Here is a 14,144-nt window from a genome sequence, read left to right on the forward strand (position 1 = left end):
CGCCAGAGGACGCCCGCACGCCGTGTATGTCATTCCTGTCTGGATATATCTTTGGAGCGTTGCGGGCGCGCATCCCCACGCCAGGGTGACGATGTCTGTCTTTTTGCCGTGGAGGTGTGCCGCCGCCGCGCGCGAGCCTCCGGCGGGTGGGTACAACCTGATTCGTCGGGGTGGGGTCGCACCCCCTGAGGCGCTGGATGATTCAGGGGGGCTGGGCTGTAGTGGAGGACCGGATGCCTTCGCTACGACACGCCTTCCTGCTCAACGCCGTCCGCGAGCTTGGCCGCTCGGTGCCGGACATCGCCCGGTCGCGCGCCTCCTGGGACGCGTGCCTGGAGCGGATCCGCGAGGTGTGCATCACGACGCTGGGCATGGAGTACGACACGCTCGCCCGCTTCGACGCGCGCTCCGTCGTCGGGCTCTTCGCCCACCCGGAGCAGGCGCGCATCCTTGCCCGGCTGGTGGATGAGCGGGCCCGCCTGTGCGAGGCCCACGGCTTGTACGCGGACGCGCTGGCGGACAGCGTCTTCGCGGGCCAGCTCCTCATGTGCTCGCGCGCCCGCTTCGGCCTGCCCCGGGACGCCCGCGCCGCGGACGTCCTGGAGCGCGAGGCGGGGACTCCCACGCCCCTGCCTCTGCCCGAGGAGTGACGTCAGCCGGCCTTCACCTTCAGGACGATCTTGCCCACGGCCTGGCGCGACTCCAGCTCACGCAGCGCCTGCGCGCCGTCCTCGAAGGGGAAGACGCGGCCCACCACCGGATCGAGGATGCCCTTCGCCGCGAGCGCCTCCAGCTCCTTGGCGATGTCTCCCGGCAGCTCCGGGGCCTGCATCAGGAAGGCGCCCCACGCCACGCCCACCACGGTGATGTTGCGCAGCAGCAGCCGGTTCACCGCGACGGAGGGAATCTGGCCGCTGGCGAATCCCACCACCAGGAGCCGCCCCTCCGGCGCCAGCACCTTGAGGCTCTTCTCGAAGACGTCGCCGCCCACGGGGTCCAGCACCACGTCCGCGCCCCGGCCGTCCGTGGCCTCGCGCACGCCGGCCTGGAAATCCTTCAATAGAAGGACGACGTCCGCGCCCGCGCGCTTCGCCACCTCCTTCTTGCGCTCGTCGCTCACCACCGCCAGCACACGCGCCCCGGCGCCCTTCGCCACCTGCACGGCCGCGGTGCCCACGCCGCCCGCCGCGCCGTGCACCACCACCGTCTCTCCCTGGCGCAGCTGCCCGCGCCGGTGCAGCGCGAAGTGCGCCGTGTGGTAGTTCATCACCACGCCCGCCGCCTGCTCGAAGCTCCACGCCTCCGGAATGGGGAAGGCCAGCTCCGGCGCCACCACGCAGGCCTCCGCGAAGCCGCCCAGGGTGAAGGAGAAGCCCATCACCCGGTCGCCGGGCTTCACCCGCGCCCCCGCCGGCGCGGCGCGCACCACGCCCGCCACCTCCACTCCCGGCACGAAGGGCACCTCCGGCTTCATCTGGTACTGGCCCCGGCTGAGCAGCAGATCCGGGAAGCTCACCCCGGCCGCCACCACATCAATGAGGACCCCGTCTCCGGCCTCCGGCTCCGGGACCTCCACCATCGCCAGGCCCTCCGGCCCCTCCAGCCGCTGAAGCTGCAATGCGCGCATGTGTGTGTCGCCTCCTGGGCCCGGGACGCTAGCCCGCCTGCCCCGCCCTCAGAGCCCCCGTGGATGTCACCGGTGACACGGGACCCACCCGGGTCGGGAATAAATGAGACGGCAATTTCTCCCCGCCGTTCACTCATTGCACGCATCCGCCGACAGGTGCTTCAAACATGAAGTAACCGCCTTCCCGGTTTGAAGCATCAACCCCGTTCTCCGCGGGCTGCGTGAGTCCCTCCGTCATTTCAAGCAGTTGCGAGATATCTCGAAGTCTGAGAAACGATGTAAAAGTAGAAATCTCGCCTGTACTTGAAATACGCGCCTCTCCTGTGGCACAGTGTTTCCTAATCTTTCCCCTTAGGAGGATTACATGTACGAGAAGCGAGTACGCGGCGCCCTGGGTGCCGCAGCCCTGTCCCTGATGGTCGGCGCTTGCACTGATGGCGCTCCTGCCGCGAACACGGAGGACGCCAACATCCAGAAGGCTTCCGCCAACCTGTCGGCGGGTCAGAAGGTCATCGCGGCGGACTCCGACGCGGTCCCCACCTTCCTCACCGGTTCCTTCGGCTCCGTTCCCGCTCCCTCGGCCATCCAGGGCATCGCGGCCCAGCAGCAGCTGGCGCCGGTGCTCGCGGGCGTGGCGCCGCTGTTCCGCCTGAACGCGAACGACCTGTTCCTGAAGCGCGCCTACGTCGGCTTCGACGGTGACACCCACTACCGTTACGGCGTGACCCAGAACGGCATCCTGGTTCAGGACGCCGAGCTCCGTCTGCACGCGCGCAACGGCTCCGTGTTCGCGGTGAACACGAACGCCCGTGGCGACCTGCAGGGCGAGCTGAAGGCCACCATCGCGTCCGACGCGGCCATCGCGGCGGCCATCGGCGACCGCGGCTCCCCGGAGCGCGCGTCCTCCAACGCGGAGCCCCAGCTGGTCTACCGCCGCTCGGGCAACGAGCTCATCCTGGCGTACGAGATTCGCGTCCAGGGCGAGCTGAAGGACTCCACCCCGGTGGATGACTCCGTGTACGTGAACGCCAAGACGGGCGACGTCTTCGAGCGCGTTCCGCACATCCACTCCGCGCTCAAGCGCGAGGTGTGGGACCTGCAGCACCGCACCAGCCTGCCCACGGCCGTCAAGGGCCGCTTCGAGGGTGAGGCCCCGGTCGCCGACCCGGTCATCAACAACAACTACGACCACCTCGGCACCGTCTACAACTGCTACAGCAGCCTGTTCGGTCGTGACTCGTACGACAACGCCGGCCACCTGCTGAAGAGCTACGTCCACTACAGCAACAACTACGTCAACGCCTACTGGGACGGCTCCCAGATGGTGTACGGCGATGGCGACGGCGTGAACGCCTCCAACCTGGCGAACTCGCTGGACGTGACGGCGCACGAGCTGACGCACGCGGTGACGGAGTACGAGTCCAACCTCACCTACTCCGGCGAGTCCGGTGGCCTCAACGAGTCCATCTCCGACATCTTCGGCGCGGTCTGCGAGTGGTACGGCAAGGGCAAGGTCATCGACGAGGGCACCTGGATCGTCGGCGACGACGTCTGGACCCCGAGCATCCCGGGTGACGGCCTGCGCTACATGAAGAACCCCACGCAGGACGGGGACTCGCTCGACTACTACCCGGACTACGGCTCGGGCGTGGACGTGCACTACAGCTCGGGTATCTCCAACCTGGCGTTCTACCTGATGTCCCAGGGTGGCACGCACCCGCGCGCCAAGACGACCCAGGTCGTCAACGGCATCGGCTTCGAGAAGGCCGCCAAGGTCTTCTACAAGATCAACGCCGACCTGCTGACCGCGTCCTCCAACTTCGAGGCGGCGAAGACCGCGTCGGAGCAGGCCGCGACGCAGCTGGGCTTCACCGCGGCGGAGATCGCCGATGTCGGCAACGCCTGGAAGGCCGTGGGCGTGGGCGTGCCCGTGCCTCCTCCGGTGACCACGCCGATCGAGAAGGGCGTGCCCGTGACGGGCATCAACGGCACCTCCGGCAGCAAGGTGTACTACTCGGTGACCATCCCCGAGGGCGCCACGGACGTGACCTTCACGCTGTCCGGTGGCACGGGTGACGCGGACCTCTACGTCCGCAAGAACAACGCCCCGACGGACTCCCTGTACGACTGCCGTCCGTACAAGTCCGGCAACGCGGAGACCTGCACCTTCGCCACCTCCGGCGCGAAGGGCATCTGGTACGTGATGATCAAGGGCTTCACGACCTACACGGGCACCAGCCTGTCCGTGACCTGGAAGGGTGGCTTCGAGGACATCGGCAACGAGACCCGCATCGAGGGCCTCTCGGGCGTGCCGGGCTCCACCCGCACCTTCATCATCGACATGCCTGAGTTCAAGAAGGACTCCGGCATCAACACGCTGTCCATCGCGCTGGGCGAGGGCGAGGGCAACGCCGACGTCTACGTGCAGGCCGCCGCCGCTCCGACGTTCACGTCCTACCTGGGCCGTGGCGTGAGGGAGAGCGCGACGGAGAGCGTCATCCTGCGCAACATCCCGGCGGGCAAGTACTACATCACGGTTGTCGGTGTGCCGAGCCTGGTCGACACCGAGGTGGACGGCTACATCAACACCGTGTTCGCGGCCTCCTACAAGGTCAAGTAGTGCCTGAAGGTGTGGGGCGCGGCGAAGGTGCCGCGCTCCGCTCCTGAGACCCCGGGCTCCCGCCTCCTCGCGGGACCCGGGGTTCTTTTTTGTCCCGCTTCAGTTCACCGCGGGCGCCGCGGTGGGGCCCAGGCGCATGGGCTGGGCGCGGCCGTAGGTGAGCGAGCGCCACAGCCACTCCACCGGGCCGAAGCGGAAGCGCGCCAGCCACCAGTGGCTGAAGGCCACCTGTCCCGCGAACAGGGCCCCGCTCAGGAGCAACGAAAGCGACGGCGGCGTGCGGCCCACCAGTCCCAGGCCCCAGCCGTCATACACGCACAGGCTCAGCACGGACTGCATGAGGTAGAGCGTCAGGGCCATGCGGCCCGCGGGCGTGAACACCCCCAGCACCTTGCTCCAGCGCTCCTTCTGGAAGAGCAGCGCGAAGCCCGCCGCGTAGCCCACGCCCAGGAAGAGGATGCCCACGTCCTTCGGGATGCGCATCCACACCAGCCACCCCGGCAGGCTCGTCACGCCCCGGTACGCGAGGTTGAGCGCCAGCACCCCGAGCCCGATGACGCCGCCCACCCCCAGTCCCCAGGCGGCCAGCTTCCGCAGCAGCGGACGGTGGCGCTCCACGTCCTGCAAGAGCCCCCGGCGCCCGGCCCACAGGCCCAGCAGGAAGCGGCCCAGGATGATGGACAGCAGCACCGGGCGGTTGGGGTTGGGGATGCTGGCCCAGCCGTAGGCCACGTTGGCCTGCTGGGTCGTCACCACCGAGTTGCTGGACAGCCCGGCGAGGTACGCCGCGCGGCGCTCCGCCTCCTCCTCCCGCGTGGCCTTCTGGGCGCGCTCCGTCTCCGCCGCGCCGTCCAGCATCACCGGGAGCACCCGCTGCCCGATGGAGAGGATGGTGGGCACCACGAACAGGAACAGCGCCGCCCAGACGAGCACCGTCTTCTCTGAGCACTTGCGGAACGACAGCAGCAGGAAGCCCACCAGCGCGTAGGTGGTGAGGATGTCGCCCATCCAGATGGCGAACATGTGCGTAAGGCCGATGCCCAGCAGCACGAGCAGGCGGCGCCGGTACACCGGAACGATGGAGGCGCCACGCCCTTCCGCGCGCGTCATCTGCAGCGCGAAGCCCAGGCCGAAGAGGAAGGTGAAGAGGGTGACGAACTTCTGCTCGACGAGCAGCGCGAAGAGCGAATTGACCGTGAGCTCCAGCGGCGGCGCGCCCATCGCCAGGGCCTGCTCTTTCGGCAGGAGCAGCCGGCCGTTGAACCAGTTCAGGCTGTTGGAGATGAAGACGCCCAGGAGCGCGAAGCCGCGCAGCGCATCCAGGGCGTGGACGCGCTGCGCGCTTTCAATGGGACCGGCGGAAGGGGACTCGGACATGCCGGGCACTACACGCTGGCGCCCTTGGCAGCGTCAAATCACGCGCCCCCTCTCTTGATACAGCTCAGTGCGCCGCGCGCGCCTCGCCGGCAGTGGCAAGGCGCATGGGCTGCGCGCGGCCGTAGGTGAGCGAGCGCCACAGCCACTCCACCGGGCCGAAGCGGAAGCGCGCCAGCCACCAGTGGCTGAAGGCCACCTGCGCCGCGAAGACGCCCAGGCACATGAGCACGGTGCGCGACGGCGGCGTGTGGCCCACGAGCCCCAGGCCCCAGCCGTCATACAGCCCGATGCTGATCACCGACTGCATGAGGTAGAGCGTCAGCGCCATGCGGCCCGCGGGCGTGAGCACGCCCAGCACCTTGCGCCAGCGCTCCTTCTGGAAGATCAGCGCGAAGGCCGCCGCGTACCCGCAGCCCATGAAGAGGTAGCCCACCTCCCGCAGGGTGCGCATGCCCACCATCCACACCGGCGGGTTGAGCTGCCCGCCGGGGCCCCCGGGGGCGCCCCGGTTCCTCAGATAGAGCACCAACGACAGGGTGGCGGCGGCGCTGCCCACGCCCAGCCCCCATGCCATCACCCGCACGAGCAGCTTGCGGTGGCGCTCCACGTCCTCCAGCAGCTTCTGGCGTCCGGCCCACAGGCCCAGCAGGAAGCGGCCCAGGATGATGCACAGCCAGATGGGGCGTCCCGGATTGGGCAGGTTCTGCCAGGCGAAGAGGGCGTTGGCCTTCTGCGACGTCAGCACGGACTCGCTGGACAGGCCGGTGAGGAACGCCGTGCGGTGCGCGGCCTCCTCCTCGTGCGTGGCCTTGGCGGCCTGCTCCGCGGCCTCCTTGCCGTGCAGCAGCTCCGGGCCGAAGCGCTGCGCGATGGAGAGCGTGAGCGGCAGGACGACGAAGAGCACCGCCACCCAGGTGAGCACCGTCCTGTCCGAGCGCTGGCGGAACAGCAGCAGCACGAAGCCCACCAGCGCGTAGGTGCTGAGGATGTCCCCCACCCAGATGCCGAACATGTGCGTAAGGCCGATGCCCAGCAGCACGAGCAGCCGGCGCCGGTACACCGGCACGATGGACGTGCCCCGCCCTTCCGCGCGCGTCAGCTGCAGCGCGAAGCCCAGGCCGAAGAGGAGGGAGAAGAGGGTGACGAACTTCTGGTCCACGAAGAAGGCGTAGAGCTGGCGGACCACCGTCTCCAGCATGGGCGCGGCCAGCGCCTGTGCCTGTTCACTCGGCAGGAGCTGCCGGCCGCTGAACCAGCTCAGGCTGTTGGAGACGAAGACGCCCAGCAGCGCGAAGCCGCGCAGGGCGTCCAGCAGGTGCACACGCTCGGAGAGTTCGACGGGGCCGGCGGAGGAGGGCTCGGGCATGGTGCGCAACTACACGCCCGCGAGCTCCGCAACGTCAAACGCGCGGGGTGGGACGCGGCCCGCGTCGAGCGGTGACTCGCGACGTCACGGCGCTGGGGCGGGCGTCCGCGGACCGGGAAGTACCTCGCGCAGGCAGCGCTCCAGGCCGCCCCGGTGGCGCCATTGCATGGGGTAGCCCAGGGAGACCTCCTCGAAGCGCACGCCGTCGCGCCACAGCGTGGCGGGCATGTGCAGATGCCCCGTCACCACCACCTCCGCGCGGTAGCGCGTGTGCCAGTCCTCGGTGAGGCGCGTGCCGCACCAGATGGAGAAGCGCGGGATGCGCGGCAGCCGCACGTGTTCGTAGCGCAGCGGATAGTGGTTGATGAGGATGGTGGAGCACTCCGGCGGCAGCCGCTCCAGCCGCGCGCGGGTGCGCTCCACGCGCGCGTGGCACCAGGCCTGACGGGTGGGGTAGGGCTCCGGATGCAGCAGCACCTCGTCCGTGCACATCAGGTCGTCCTCCCAGGCCCACTCCAGCGCCTTGTCCACGGGCACGGTGTCCGGGCGGAAGGTGTAGTCGTAGCCCAGGAACATGGGGACGATGACGCGGGGCGGGCCCTCGCCGGGCCAGCGCGGATACGGATCCTCCGGCGTGAGCGCGCCGTAGCGGTGGCACAGGTCCACCATGCGCAGGTAGCGCGCCTCGCCCTTCAGCGGAGGCTGTTCGGAGGGCATGGTCCACAGCTCGTGGTTGCCCGGCACCCAGACGACCTGGCGGAAGCGCGCGGTGAGCGTGCGCAGCATCAGCTCCATGTCCGCGAGCGTTTCGCCCACGTCGCCGCCGACGATGAGCCAGTCGTCCGGACGTGGCGCGAGTGCGGCCAGCGCCTCGTGGTTCTCCTTGTGCCGCAGGTGCAGGTCGCTGATGGCGTAGAGCTTCATGGCGTGCGTGGGGAAGGCCCTACCTTAACGCTCCCCGCCGCGCACGCCATGGGAACGCCCGGCCGTCAGCTCGCCGTCAGCTCAACGACGCCAGGAGCGCCAGCACCTGCTGCGGCGGCGCGGCGCGGTCCATCCAGGTGATGCCCTCTTCCCGCAGCCCGCGCGACGGGGGATGCGTGGTGTGCAGCGCGCACGCGGCGCGCGGATGCCGGGCGCGCACGCACGTGAGCAGGCACAGCCCGTCACCATCCGGCAGGCCGTAGCCGCACACCACCACGGACGGCTCCGCTTCCACCATCAGCCGCTCCGCTTCGCGCATGCCCAGGGCGAAGCGCTTGTCTCCGGGCAGGTGCCTGGAGAGCCGTCGCAGCGCGGCCAGCGCACGCGGATCCGCGTCCACGAAGAGGAAGCTGGGTGGTGGGCTGGAGGGCTCTCGCATGAAGGCAATGGGTGGTGCGACCAAGCTAGACGCAAGAGGTTGTGTCGCGAAAAGCCTACCCCGGAAGTTCTTGGAAGCCAACCTCTCAAGTCATATCGACATGGGCGAACCCGGTAGGTTAACGACCCCATGGAAAAGACCCTCGCATCCCGGCTCGGAGGCGCGGCCCGCGTCGCCCGCACCCGCCTGAACCTGACCCAGGCGGACGTGGCGGAGCGCATCGGCATCGCCAGTGAGGTCTACGGGCGCCTGGAGCGCGGCCACATGCTGCCCAGCATCCAGACCTTCCGCCGGTTGTGCGTGGTGTTGTCCATCTCCGCGGACGAGGCGCTGGGGCTCAAGCCGTCGCAGGACGTGAAGTGGGCCGCGGAGCCTCCGTCCGACTACGGCGAGTCCGCGGAGTTGCGCCGGCTGCTGCGCCGCGCGAAGCAACTGGACCGGGGCTCCATCCGCATCCTCAGCGTGCTGGCCTCGCAGTTCAAACCCCGGAGCTGAAGGCGCTCCGGTGCTCAGCCGGCCTTCGCCGCGCCGTCCCATCGCGCGAGCCGCTCCCGCAGCTTCCGGACGGAGGGAAAGCCGTTGAAGAGCACCACCTGCGGGTGATCCTCCAGCACCTGCCGCTCCGCCGGCTCCTTCGCCAGCGCGCGGTCCACGCCCAGGAGCAGTCCCGCGTCCGGACGCGCGCGCAGCTCCGCCAGCCGGCGTGACAGCGGCGCCGCGTGCCACGGGTGGAACAGCTCCAGCGCGACCTCCTGGCCCGTCTTCCGGTGGCGGAAGGTGAGGTCGGGCACGCACAGGCCGGCGGCGCCCGTGTGGCGGGGCAGGGGCGTCAGGTCCAGCTCCCAGGCGGCGTCCTCGAAGCCCTCCGCCAGCGCGGTCACCTCCGGCGGCACGTGCCCCAGCGCGGCGGGCAGCGGGGACACCAGCGGATCCTCGTGGGAGAGCTGGAGCGTGGACTGCTTGCGCGCGTCCTCCAGCACCGCGGAGAGCTCCCAGCGCTCCAGGATGGGGACCACGGAGAGGAAGCTCGCGAGCTGCAGGCCGTACTTCTTCTGCAGGGCCAGCATGGCGCCGGGACCTTCCACCTCCAGGGACCAGTCCTCGCCGTCGCGCCGCACCTCCGCCACCAGCCGGCAGAACTTCAACCAGCGCAGCAGCTTGCGCACGCGCAGCAGCTCCGGCGACCGCGCGCGCAGGGTGAGGCGCCGTGCGTTGAGCAGCGGCCCCTGCGCGAGCGCCAGGTTGTAGCGGTCCAGCAGCCCCTGCTGCGTGAGCGCTTCGCCCTCCCACCCGAGCAGCTTCCGGTTGCCGGGCAGGTCCGAGTAGAGCGCCTCGCGCGTGTCCGCCAGCGGCGCGTCCAGGGCCTCGGTGAGGCGCGCTTCGTAGGCCTCCAGCGTCGTGTCCGGCGAAAGGGTCCGCAGCACCTTCGCGCCCACGAGCAGCGTGCGCCAGCGCGCCTCCGTGGCGCCTTCACCGGCCTCGTCGAAGAGGAGCCGGTCGAGCAGCAGCTTCACCAGTCCGCGCGCGACCTTGGGGCGGCTGAACGCGCCGGCCTTGAGGCTGAAGGCCTCCTCCACGTCGTCGCGGCTCTGGCCCCGGAAGGACTCCGCGTCCGCGAGCAGCTCCTTCGCGAGCGCCTGGAGGGACGGGTCGTGGGTCTTCACGAAGGAGGGGCGCAGGATGCCTTCGCGCACGCGCGAGGCGAGCAGCTCACGCGTCAGCATTGGGAGGGCCCTCCGGCTCCTGGTAGGCGCGGTGCTGCCGGCGTCTTTCGCTGATGCCGCTCTCCGCCGTCTGCGCGGAGCACACCTCGTACAAGAGGGCGCGCTTGCCGGGGCGCTTTCGCAGGATGCGGCCCAGGCGTTGGACGTGTTCGCGCACGCTGCCGCTGCCGCTGAGCACCACGCCCACGCGCGCGTCCGGAACGTCCACGCCTTCGTTGAGCACCCGCGAGGTGAGCAGCACCGGCAGCTCCGCGCTGGCGAACGCGGCCAGCAGCGCCTTTCGCTCCGGCAGCGGCGTGTGGTGCGTGAGCGCGGGCAGGAGCAGCCTGCGCGCCAGCGTGTAGACGGTCTCGTTGTCGTCCGTGAAGACGATGACGCGGTCCTCGCGGTGCTCCAGCAGTATCTTCCAGAGCGCGTCCAGCTTGCCGCTGGAGGTGAGCGCGATGCGGCGCTGCTCCCGGTAGCCCCGGTACGCCGCGCGCCCTTCGTCGCTGCGCTGGCTCTGCGCCAGGAAGCGCGCCCAGCCCTCCGGCGACGCGAGCGGCACGCCCAGCTTCCGCACGAACGTGATGTACCGGCCTCGCGCCTCGTCGTAGCGCGCCTTCTCGTCGGGCGTGAGCGGCACCTCGATGCGGCGGACCTCGTAGGGCGCCAGGTACTGGCCCTGGAGCTCGTCGATGCCGGTGCGGTGCACCAGCGGGCCCAGGAGCTCCTCGCACACGCGCTCGCCGCCGTCCGCGCGCTCCAGCGTCGCCGTGAGTCCCAGCCGGTAGGGCGCGAGCGTCCCCTCCGCGATGAAGCGGTAGCTGGGCGCGGGCAGGTGGTGACACTCGTCGCAGATGAGCAGGCCGAAGCGGTTGCCCGTGAACTCCATCTGCATCGCCGCGGAGTCGTACGTCGTCACCGTCAGCGTCTGACGGTCATTGACGCCGCCGCCCACCATGCCCACCGGGGTGGCGAAGTGCTTCGCCAGCACGCCCTGCCACTGCGCCATCAAATCCAACGTGGGCACCACCACCAGCGTGGGCCGCTTCACCCACGCGATGGCCAGCACCGCCAGCAGCGTCTTGCCCGCGCCGGTGGGCAGCTCCACCAGCCCCCGGCCTCCCGCGCGCGTCCAGGCGTCCAGCGCCGCGCGCTGATGCGGAAACGGCTCGATGGGCACCGCCAGGGGCAGCTCCGCCGGCTCGAAGCGCTTCGCGCGGTCCTCGTAGGGCAGCCCGCATTCGCGCAGGCGCAGGACGACGTCGCGGTAGTGCAGCGCGGGCGCTCGGAAGACGCCCGTGCGCCCGTCCTTCTGGAAGAGCGCGTGCAGGCGCTCGTCGTCGGGCAGCGTCGGGGCCACCAGCGTGCCGCTGTCGTAGTGCAGCTCGGTGAGGGGGGAGGGCAGGGGCTCGATGGCGGACGCTCGGGACTCTGAGGGGAACCGACGTGGGGGGAGACTCGCGCGGGATGGGAAGTAGCGGGTTGGAAGGCGCGCCGCCACTCTGGCCCGCGCGGCCGGAAGAAGCCACGGGCGCGGACGATTGGCTGCCTGGCGGCACGGCGTGCCTTCTGGACGCAGGGCGGATTGCTTTGAGGGGGGGCCGGGCGTTACCTGCTCCACTTATGCCCTGGACCCGCACCGCCGCTGTTCGCCCTGTACCGCCCGCAGGTTGGAGTCCCGCGTCCTTCCTGGCGTTGGCGCGCTGATGCGGGTCCTGGTCGTCAGCCCGCATGCGGCGTCCCGTGCGCTGCTCAGCCGCTTCCTGGACTCGGAGCCGGACGTGGAGGTGTCCGCCACGGGCGAGCCCGATGACGCCTTCGCCTCCATCGCGGAGAACAAGCCCGCGCTGGTGGTGGTGGACCTGCGCCGCCCGGACGAGGACCACCCGCTGTTCCTGGGGCTCTTGCGCAAGCGGCACCCGTCGCTGCCGGTCATCTCGCTGGTGCCCGGCCGGCTGCGCATCTTCGACGGCCGCTCCGAGCGCGTGCGCGAAGCCCACGGCGACACCGCGGAGGCACTGCACTACTTGATGGGCTCGGTGCTCCAGGCCACGCGCGACCTGCTGGCCCAGCACCTGCTGCGGATGTTGCGCCCGCCGGTGGGACGGGCCTGAGCCACCGCGCGACTACAGGCGCAGCCGGTAGCCCAGGGCCGCGAGCACCGCGCCCGCGTTCACGTCGCCAGTGGTGAGGAAGTCCACTGGCGCGAAGTGGTACTTCGCCTCCAGGAAGGCGCCGCCCGGACCCAGCGGCAGCTCCACGCCCGCGAGTGCCTGGAAGCCCAGCCCGCCGCCGCTCTCCGACGTGGTGCTGTCGAACGACTCCACCGTCGCGCGGTGCAGGTACAGGCCGGGGCCCGCGCCCACGTAGGGCGTGAGCGGCCCGAACGCGCGGGGGAAGCGGAACACGGCGGACAGCTGGATGGCCACCTCTCGCTCGGCGAGCGTGTACGGCGCCTCGATGGGCTGGCCCAGGTTGTCCAACTGGGGTCCGCGCAGCGTCCCCGACATGGAGGGCCGGTAGTAGTTCACCTCCAGCACCAGCGCGAGGCGCCGCTGGAGCAAGGGCATGAGGTAGCCCACCTCGCCGCCCAGGAAGAGGTCGCCGCCGAGCGACGTGACGGGCTTGATGAAGCCCACCTTGGGCGCGATGAAGAGGGGGCCTCCGTTGTCCTTCTTGGAGGAGGGGGCGGCGGCCAGCGCCGCGGCCGCGAGCAGGGCGAGGGCGTTCATGGGGAGACGGTGAAGCCAGAGGACGCGGGGACGGTTGCGTAGGCGCCGGTGGAGTCCGCGACGATGAACCCATAGGTGCCGGGCACGACGCCGCCGGGACACGAGGGATCCGTGACGGGCCGCGGGTCGAAGCCCGAGCAGTTGGGCACGGTGGCCCGGAGCTGTGTCGGGGAGACGTAGTTCACGCCGTACAGCGGGATGTTCACCGTCTGGCTGGGATCCGTCTTCACGGGCGCGACGAGGTACACGTCGTGGGCGCCGGGCGTGAAGGGCTCCATGCCACTGTGAAGGAGGTTGGTGAAGGTGATGACCGTGTCGCCCGTGGCGGGACCGCTCGAGGGCGACACGACGAGGGGGCCCAGCTTCCTGTATCCGACGTTGAGCGGCAGGGGCGGCGTGAAGGAGCAGCCCTCGGGGTTGCTGAGGGTGAGCGAATAGGACCCCTCCGGTGTCGCGGGTGGCACCTCGGTTTCGATGCGCGTGTCGGAGACGACGGTGAGCGTGAAGAGAGGCTGGTCCGCCTGGCCTTCGCGCCGGAGGACGATGCTCGGCAGCGCGTCCGAGCGGAAGCCGCTGCCTTCGATGATGAGGGGACTGGCGGCGTTGTAGAGAAAGCCATTGGGCGCGATGACCCGATCGATGATCGGCGGAGGCACGACGCGCAGTGCGTCCTCGAGCTCGGAGGTGCCGCCGAGGGGGTTGGTCACGGCGACGCGATAGCTGCCGGGTGGGAGCACTTTCCACGGCTTGCTGTCGGCGGTGGGCAGGTCCATCCGCATGAGCTCGGTGCGCGCGAAGAAGACGCGGTCCTCGGGAAGCGTGTAGTCGCTCGGGCCGCTCAGCGAGACCTGCGGCATCTCCACGGAGGGTGTGTCGGTGAGCGCGTCGCGAGGCACGGGGGTGAAGCGGCTGCCGATGAGCTCCAGGCGCCATCCGTCCACGCCGCCTCCGGCGTTGCAGACGTGCGCGGGTGTGACGAGCCGCTGCAACGGATTGATGAGGCCTTCGAGTTTCGGCGTGGTGCCTTCGGTCGATTCGGAGCAGGCGACCAGGCTGAGCAGTGCGGCGGCGACCGGAAGGCGCACGGGTTCCTCCATCATCCCGTCAACAAGGCTGTCACACGTTAGGCCGGGGCCCCGAAGGGTCAGGAGTTTTTTCCGGCTCCGAGCCCACAGCCCGGGTCGTTCTGCGGGGTGGGATGGCGCAAGGCACTGATATCAAAGGGGAATATGTCGCGGAGGAGCGGCGGCACGGCGAATGCTTAGGCACCCCGGCAGCAGGGACGGGCAGCACGGCGGGGGGGACGGAGTCGGTGGGGGGGAAGCCGCACTGCTTCAGGGGAAACAGGGC

General features: G+C 70.1%; 13 protein-coding genes. 4 read left to right on the top strand and 9 right to left on the bottom strand.

The features are described from left to right. The first annotated feature begins 233 nt into the window (after positions 1-233). Complete coding sequence (locus D7X30_RS05195; protein WP_120561664.1) at positions 234-650, top strand: hypothetical protein; 417 nt, start codon at positions 234-236, stop codon at positions 648-650. Positions 651-652: 2 nt separating this feature from the next. Here the strand turns inward: D7X30_RS05195 and D7X30_RS05200 are convergent, their stop codons facing one another. Continuing rightward, complete coding sequence (locus D7X30_RS05200; protein WP_120561665.1) at positions 653-1,627, bottom strand: NADPH:quinone oxidoreductase family protein; 975 nt, start codon at positions 1,625-1,627, stop codon at positions 653-655. 364 nt (positions 1,628-1,991) lie between these two features. Here D7X30_RS05200 and D7X30_RS05205 point away from each other — a divergent pair, with 364 nt between their 5' ends. Beyond that, positions 1,992-4,247, top strand: coding sequence for a M4 family metallopeptidase (locus tag D7X30_RS05205; protein WP_120561666.1), 2,256 nt, complete (start codon positions 1,992-1,994; stop codon positions 4,245-4,247). A gap of 99 nt (positions 4,248-4,346) precedes the next feature. Here the strand turns inward: D7X30_RS05205 and D7X30_RS05210 are convergent, their stop codons facing one another. The 4 genes from D7X30_RS05210 to D7X30_RS05225 form a co-directional block, all read right to left on the bottom strand. Then, the gene (locus D7X30_RS05210; RefSeq protein WP_120561667.1) at positions 4,347-5,624 is read right to left on the bottom strand and encodes a DUF418 domain-containing protein; all 1,278 of its coding nucleotides are present in this window, start codon (positions 5,622-5,624) and stop codon (positions 4,347-4,349) included. A gap of 64 nt (positions 5,625-5,688) precedes the next feature. Next, a complete protein-coding gene (locus tag D7X30_RS05215; protein WP_120561668.1) occupies positions 5,689-6,990 on the bottom strand; it encodes a DUF418 domain-containing protein in 1,302 nt (433 codons plus the stop codon). A gap of 84 nt (positions 6,991-7,074) precedes the next feature. Continuing rightward, the gene (locus D7X30_RS05220) at positions 7,075-7,914 is read right to left on the bottom strand and encodes a metallophosphoesterase (protein ID WP_120561669.1); all 840 of its coding nucleotides are present in this window, start codon (positions 7,912-7,914) and stop codon (positions 7,075-7,077) included. Positions 7,915-7,990: 76 nt separating this feature from the next. After that, on the bottom strand, positions 7,991-8,353 hold the full coding sequence (locus D7X30_RS05225; protein WP_120561670.1) for a response regulator transcription factor: 363 nt from the start codon (positions 8,351-8,353) through the stop codon (positions 7,991-7,993). 129 nt (positions 8,354-8,482) lie between these two features. On the opposite strand from D7X30_RS05225, the gene D7X30_RS05230 reads away from it, so the two are divergent. Further along, positions 8,483-8,848 carry a helix-turn-helix transcriptional regulator gene (locus D7X30_RS05230; RefSeq protein ID WP_120528580.1) on the top strand — a complete coding sequence of 122 codons (366 nt, stop codon included), beginning with the start codon at positions 8,483-8,485 and terminating at the stop codon, positions 8,846-8,848. Positions 8,849-8,862: 14 nt separating this feature from the next. On the opposite strand, the gene D7X30_RS05235 is transcribed toward D7X30_RS05230, so the two are convergent. After that, positions 8,863-10,077 carry a DUF790 family protein gene (locus tag D7X30_RS05235; RefSeq protein WP_120561671.1) on the bottom strand — a complete coding sequence of 405 codons (1,215 nt, stop codon included), beginning with the start codon at positions 10,075-10,077 and terminating at the stop codon, positions 8,863-8,865. After that, positions 10,064-11,467 carry a DEAD/DEAH box helicase gene (locus D7X30_RS05240; protein WP_120561765.1) on the bottom strand — a complete coding sequence of 468 codons (1,404 nt, stop codon included), beginning with the start codon at positions 11,465-11,467 and terminating at the stop codon, positions 10,064-10,066. The genes D7X30_RS05235 and D7X30_RS05240 overlap by 14 nt, the downstream gene beginning before the upstream one ends. A gap of 298 nt (positions 11,468-11,765) precedes the next feature. Here D7X30_RS05240 and D7X30_RS05245 point away from each other — a divergent pair, with 298 nt between their 5' ends. Beyond that, positions 11,766-12,176 carry a response regulator gene (locus D7X30_RS05245; protein ID WP_120561766.1) on the top strand — a complete coding sequence of 137 codons (411 nt, stop codon included), beginning with the start codon at positions 11,766-11,768 and terminating at the stop codon, positions 12,174-12,176. A gap of 12 nt (positions 12,177-12,188) precedes the next feature. Here the strand turns inward: D7X30_RS05245 and D7X30_RS05250 are convergent, their stop codons facing one another. Together D7X30_RS05250 and D7X30_RS05255 are read right to left on the bottom strand one after the other, a co-directional pair. After that, positions 12,189-12,794, bottom strand: coding sequence for an outer membrane beta-barrel protein (locus tag D7X30_RS05250; RefSeq protein WP_120561672.1), 606 nt, complete (start codon positions 12,792-12,794; stop codon positions 12,189-12,191). Further along, positions 12,791-13,879, bottom strand: a complete 1,089-nt coding sequence (locus tag D7X30_RS05255; RefSeq protein WP_147443116.1) for a hypothetical protein — start codon at positions 13,877-13,879, stop codon at positions 12,791-12,793. The genes D7X30_RS05250 and D7X30_RS05255 overlap by 4 nt, the downstream gene beginning before the upstream one ends. Between the last annotated feature and the right edge of the window lie 265 nt (positions 13,880-14,144).

This window comes from Corallococcus sp. AB011P (genome assembly GCF_003611605.1).
In the GTDB taxonomy this organism is placed as follows: Bacteria; Myxococcota; Myxococcia; order Myxococcales; family Myxococcaceae; genus Corallococcus; species Corallococcus coralloides.

Excerpts from the sequence above, each read along its gene's own strand:
- D7X30_RS05195 (WP_120561664.1), top strand. The coding sequence starts at position 234 with ATGCCTTCGCTACGACACGCCTTCCTGCTCAACGCCGTCCGCGAGCTT.
- D7X30_RS05200 (WP_120561665.1), bottom strand. The coding sequence starts at position 1,627 with ATGCGCGCATTGCAGCTTCAGCGGCTGGAGGGGCCGGAGGGCCTGGCG.
- D7X30_RS05205 (WP_120561666.1), top strand. The coding sequence starts at position 1,992 with ATGTACGAGAAGCGAGTACGCGGCGCCCTGGGTGCCGCAGCCCTGTCC.
- D7X30_RS05210 (WP_120561667.1), bottom strand. The coding sequence starts at position 5,624 with ATGTCCGAGTCCCCTTCCGCCGGTCCCATTGAAAGCGCGCAGCGCGTC.
- D7X30_RS05215 (WP_120561668.1), bottom strand. The coding sequence starts at position 6,990 with ATGCCCGAGCCCTCCTCCGCCGGCCCCGTCGAACTCTCCGAGCGTGTG.
- D7X30_RS05220 (WP_120561669.1), bottom strand. The coding sequence starts at position 7,914 with ATGAAGCTCTACGCCATCAGCGACCTGCACCTGCGGCACAAGGAGAAC.
- D7X30_RS05225 (WP_120561670.1), bottom strand. The coding sequence starts at position 8,353 with ATGCGAGAGCCCTCCAGCCCACCACCCAGCTTCCTCTTCGTGGACGCG.
- D7X30_RS05230 (WP_120528580.1), top strand. The coding sequence starts at position 8,483 with ATGGAAAAGACCCTCGCATCCCGGCTCGGAGGCGCGGCCCGCGTCGCC.
- D7X30_RS05235 (WP_120561671.1), bottom strand. The coding sequence starts at position 10,077 with ATGCTGACGCGTGAGCTGCTCGCCTCGCGCGTGCGCGAAGGCATCCTG.
- D7X30_RS05250 (WP_120561672.1), bottom strand. The coding sequence starts at position 12,794 with ATGAACGCCCTCGCCCTGCTCGCGGCCGCGGCGCTGGCCGCCGCCCCC.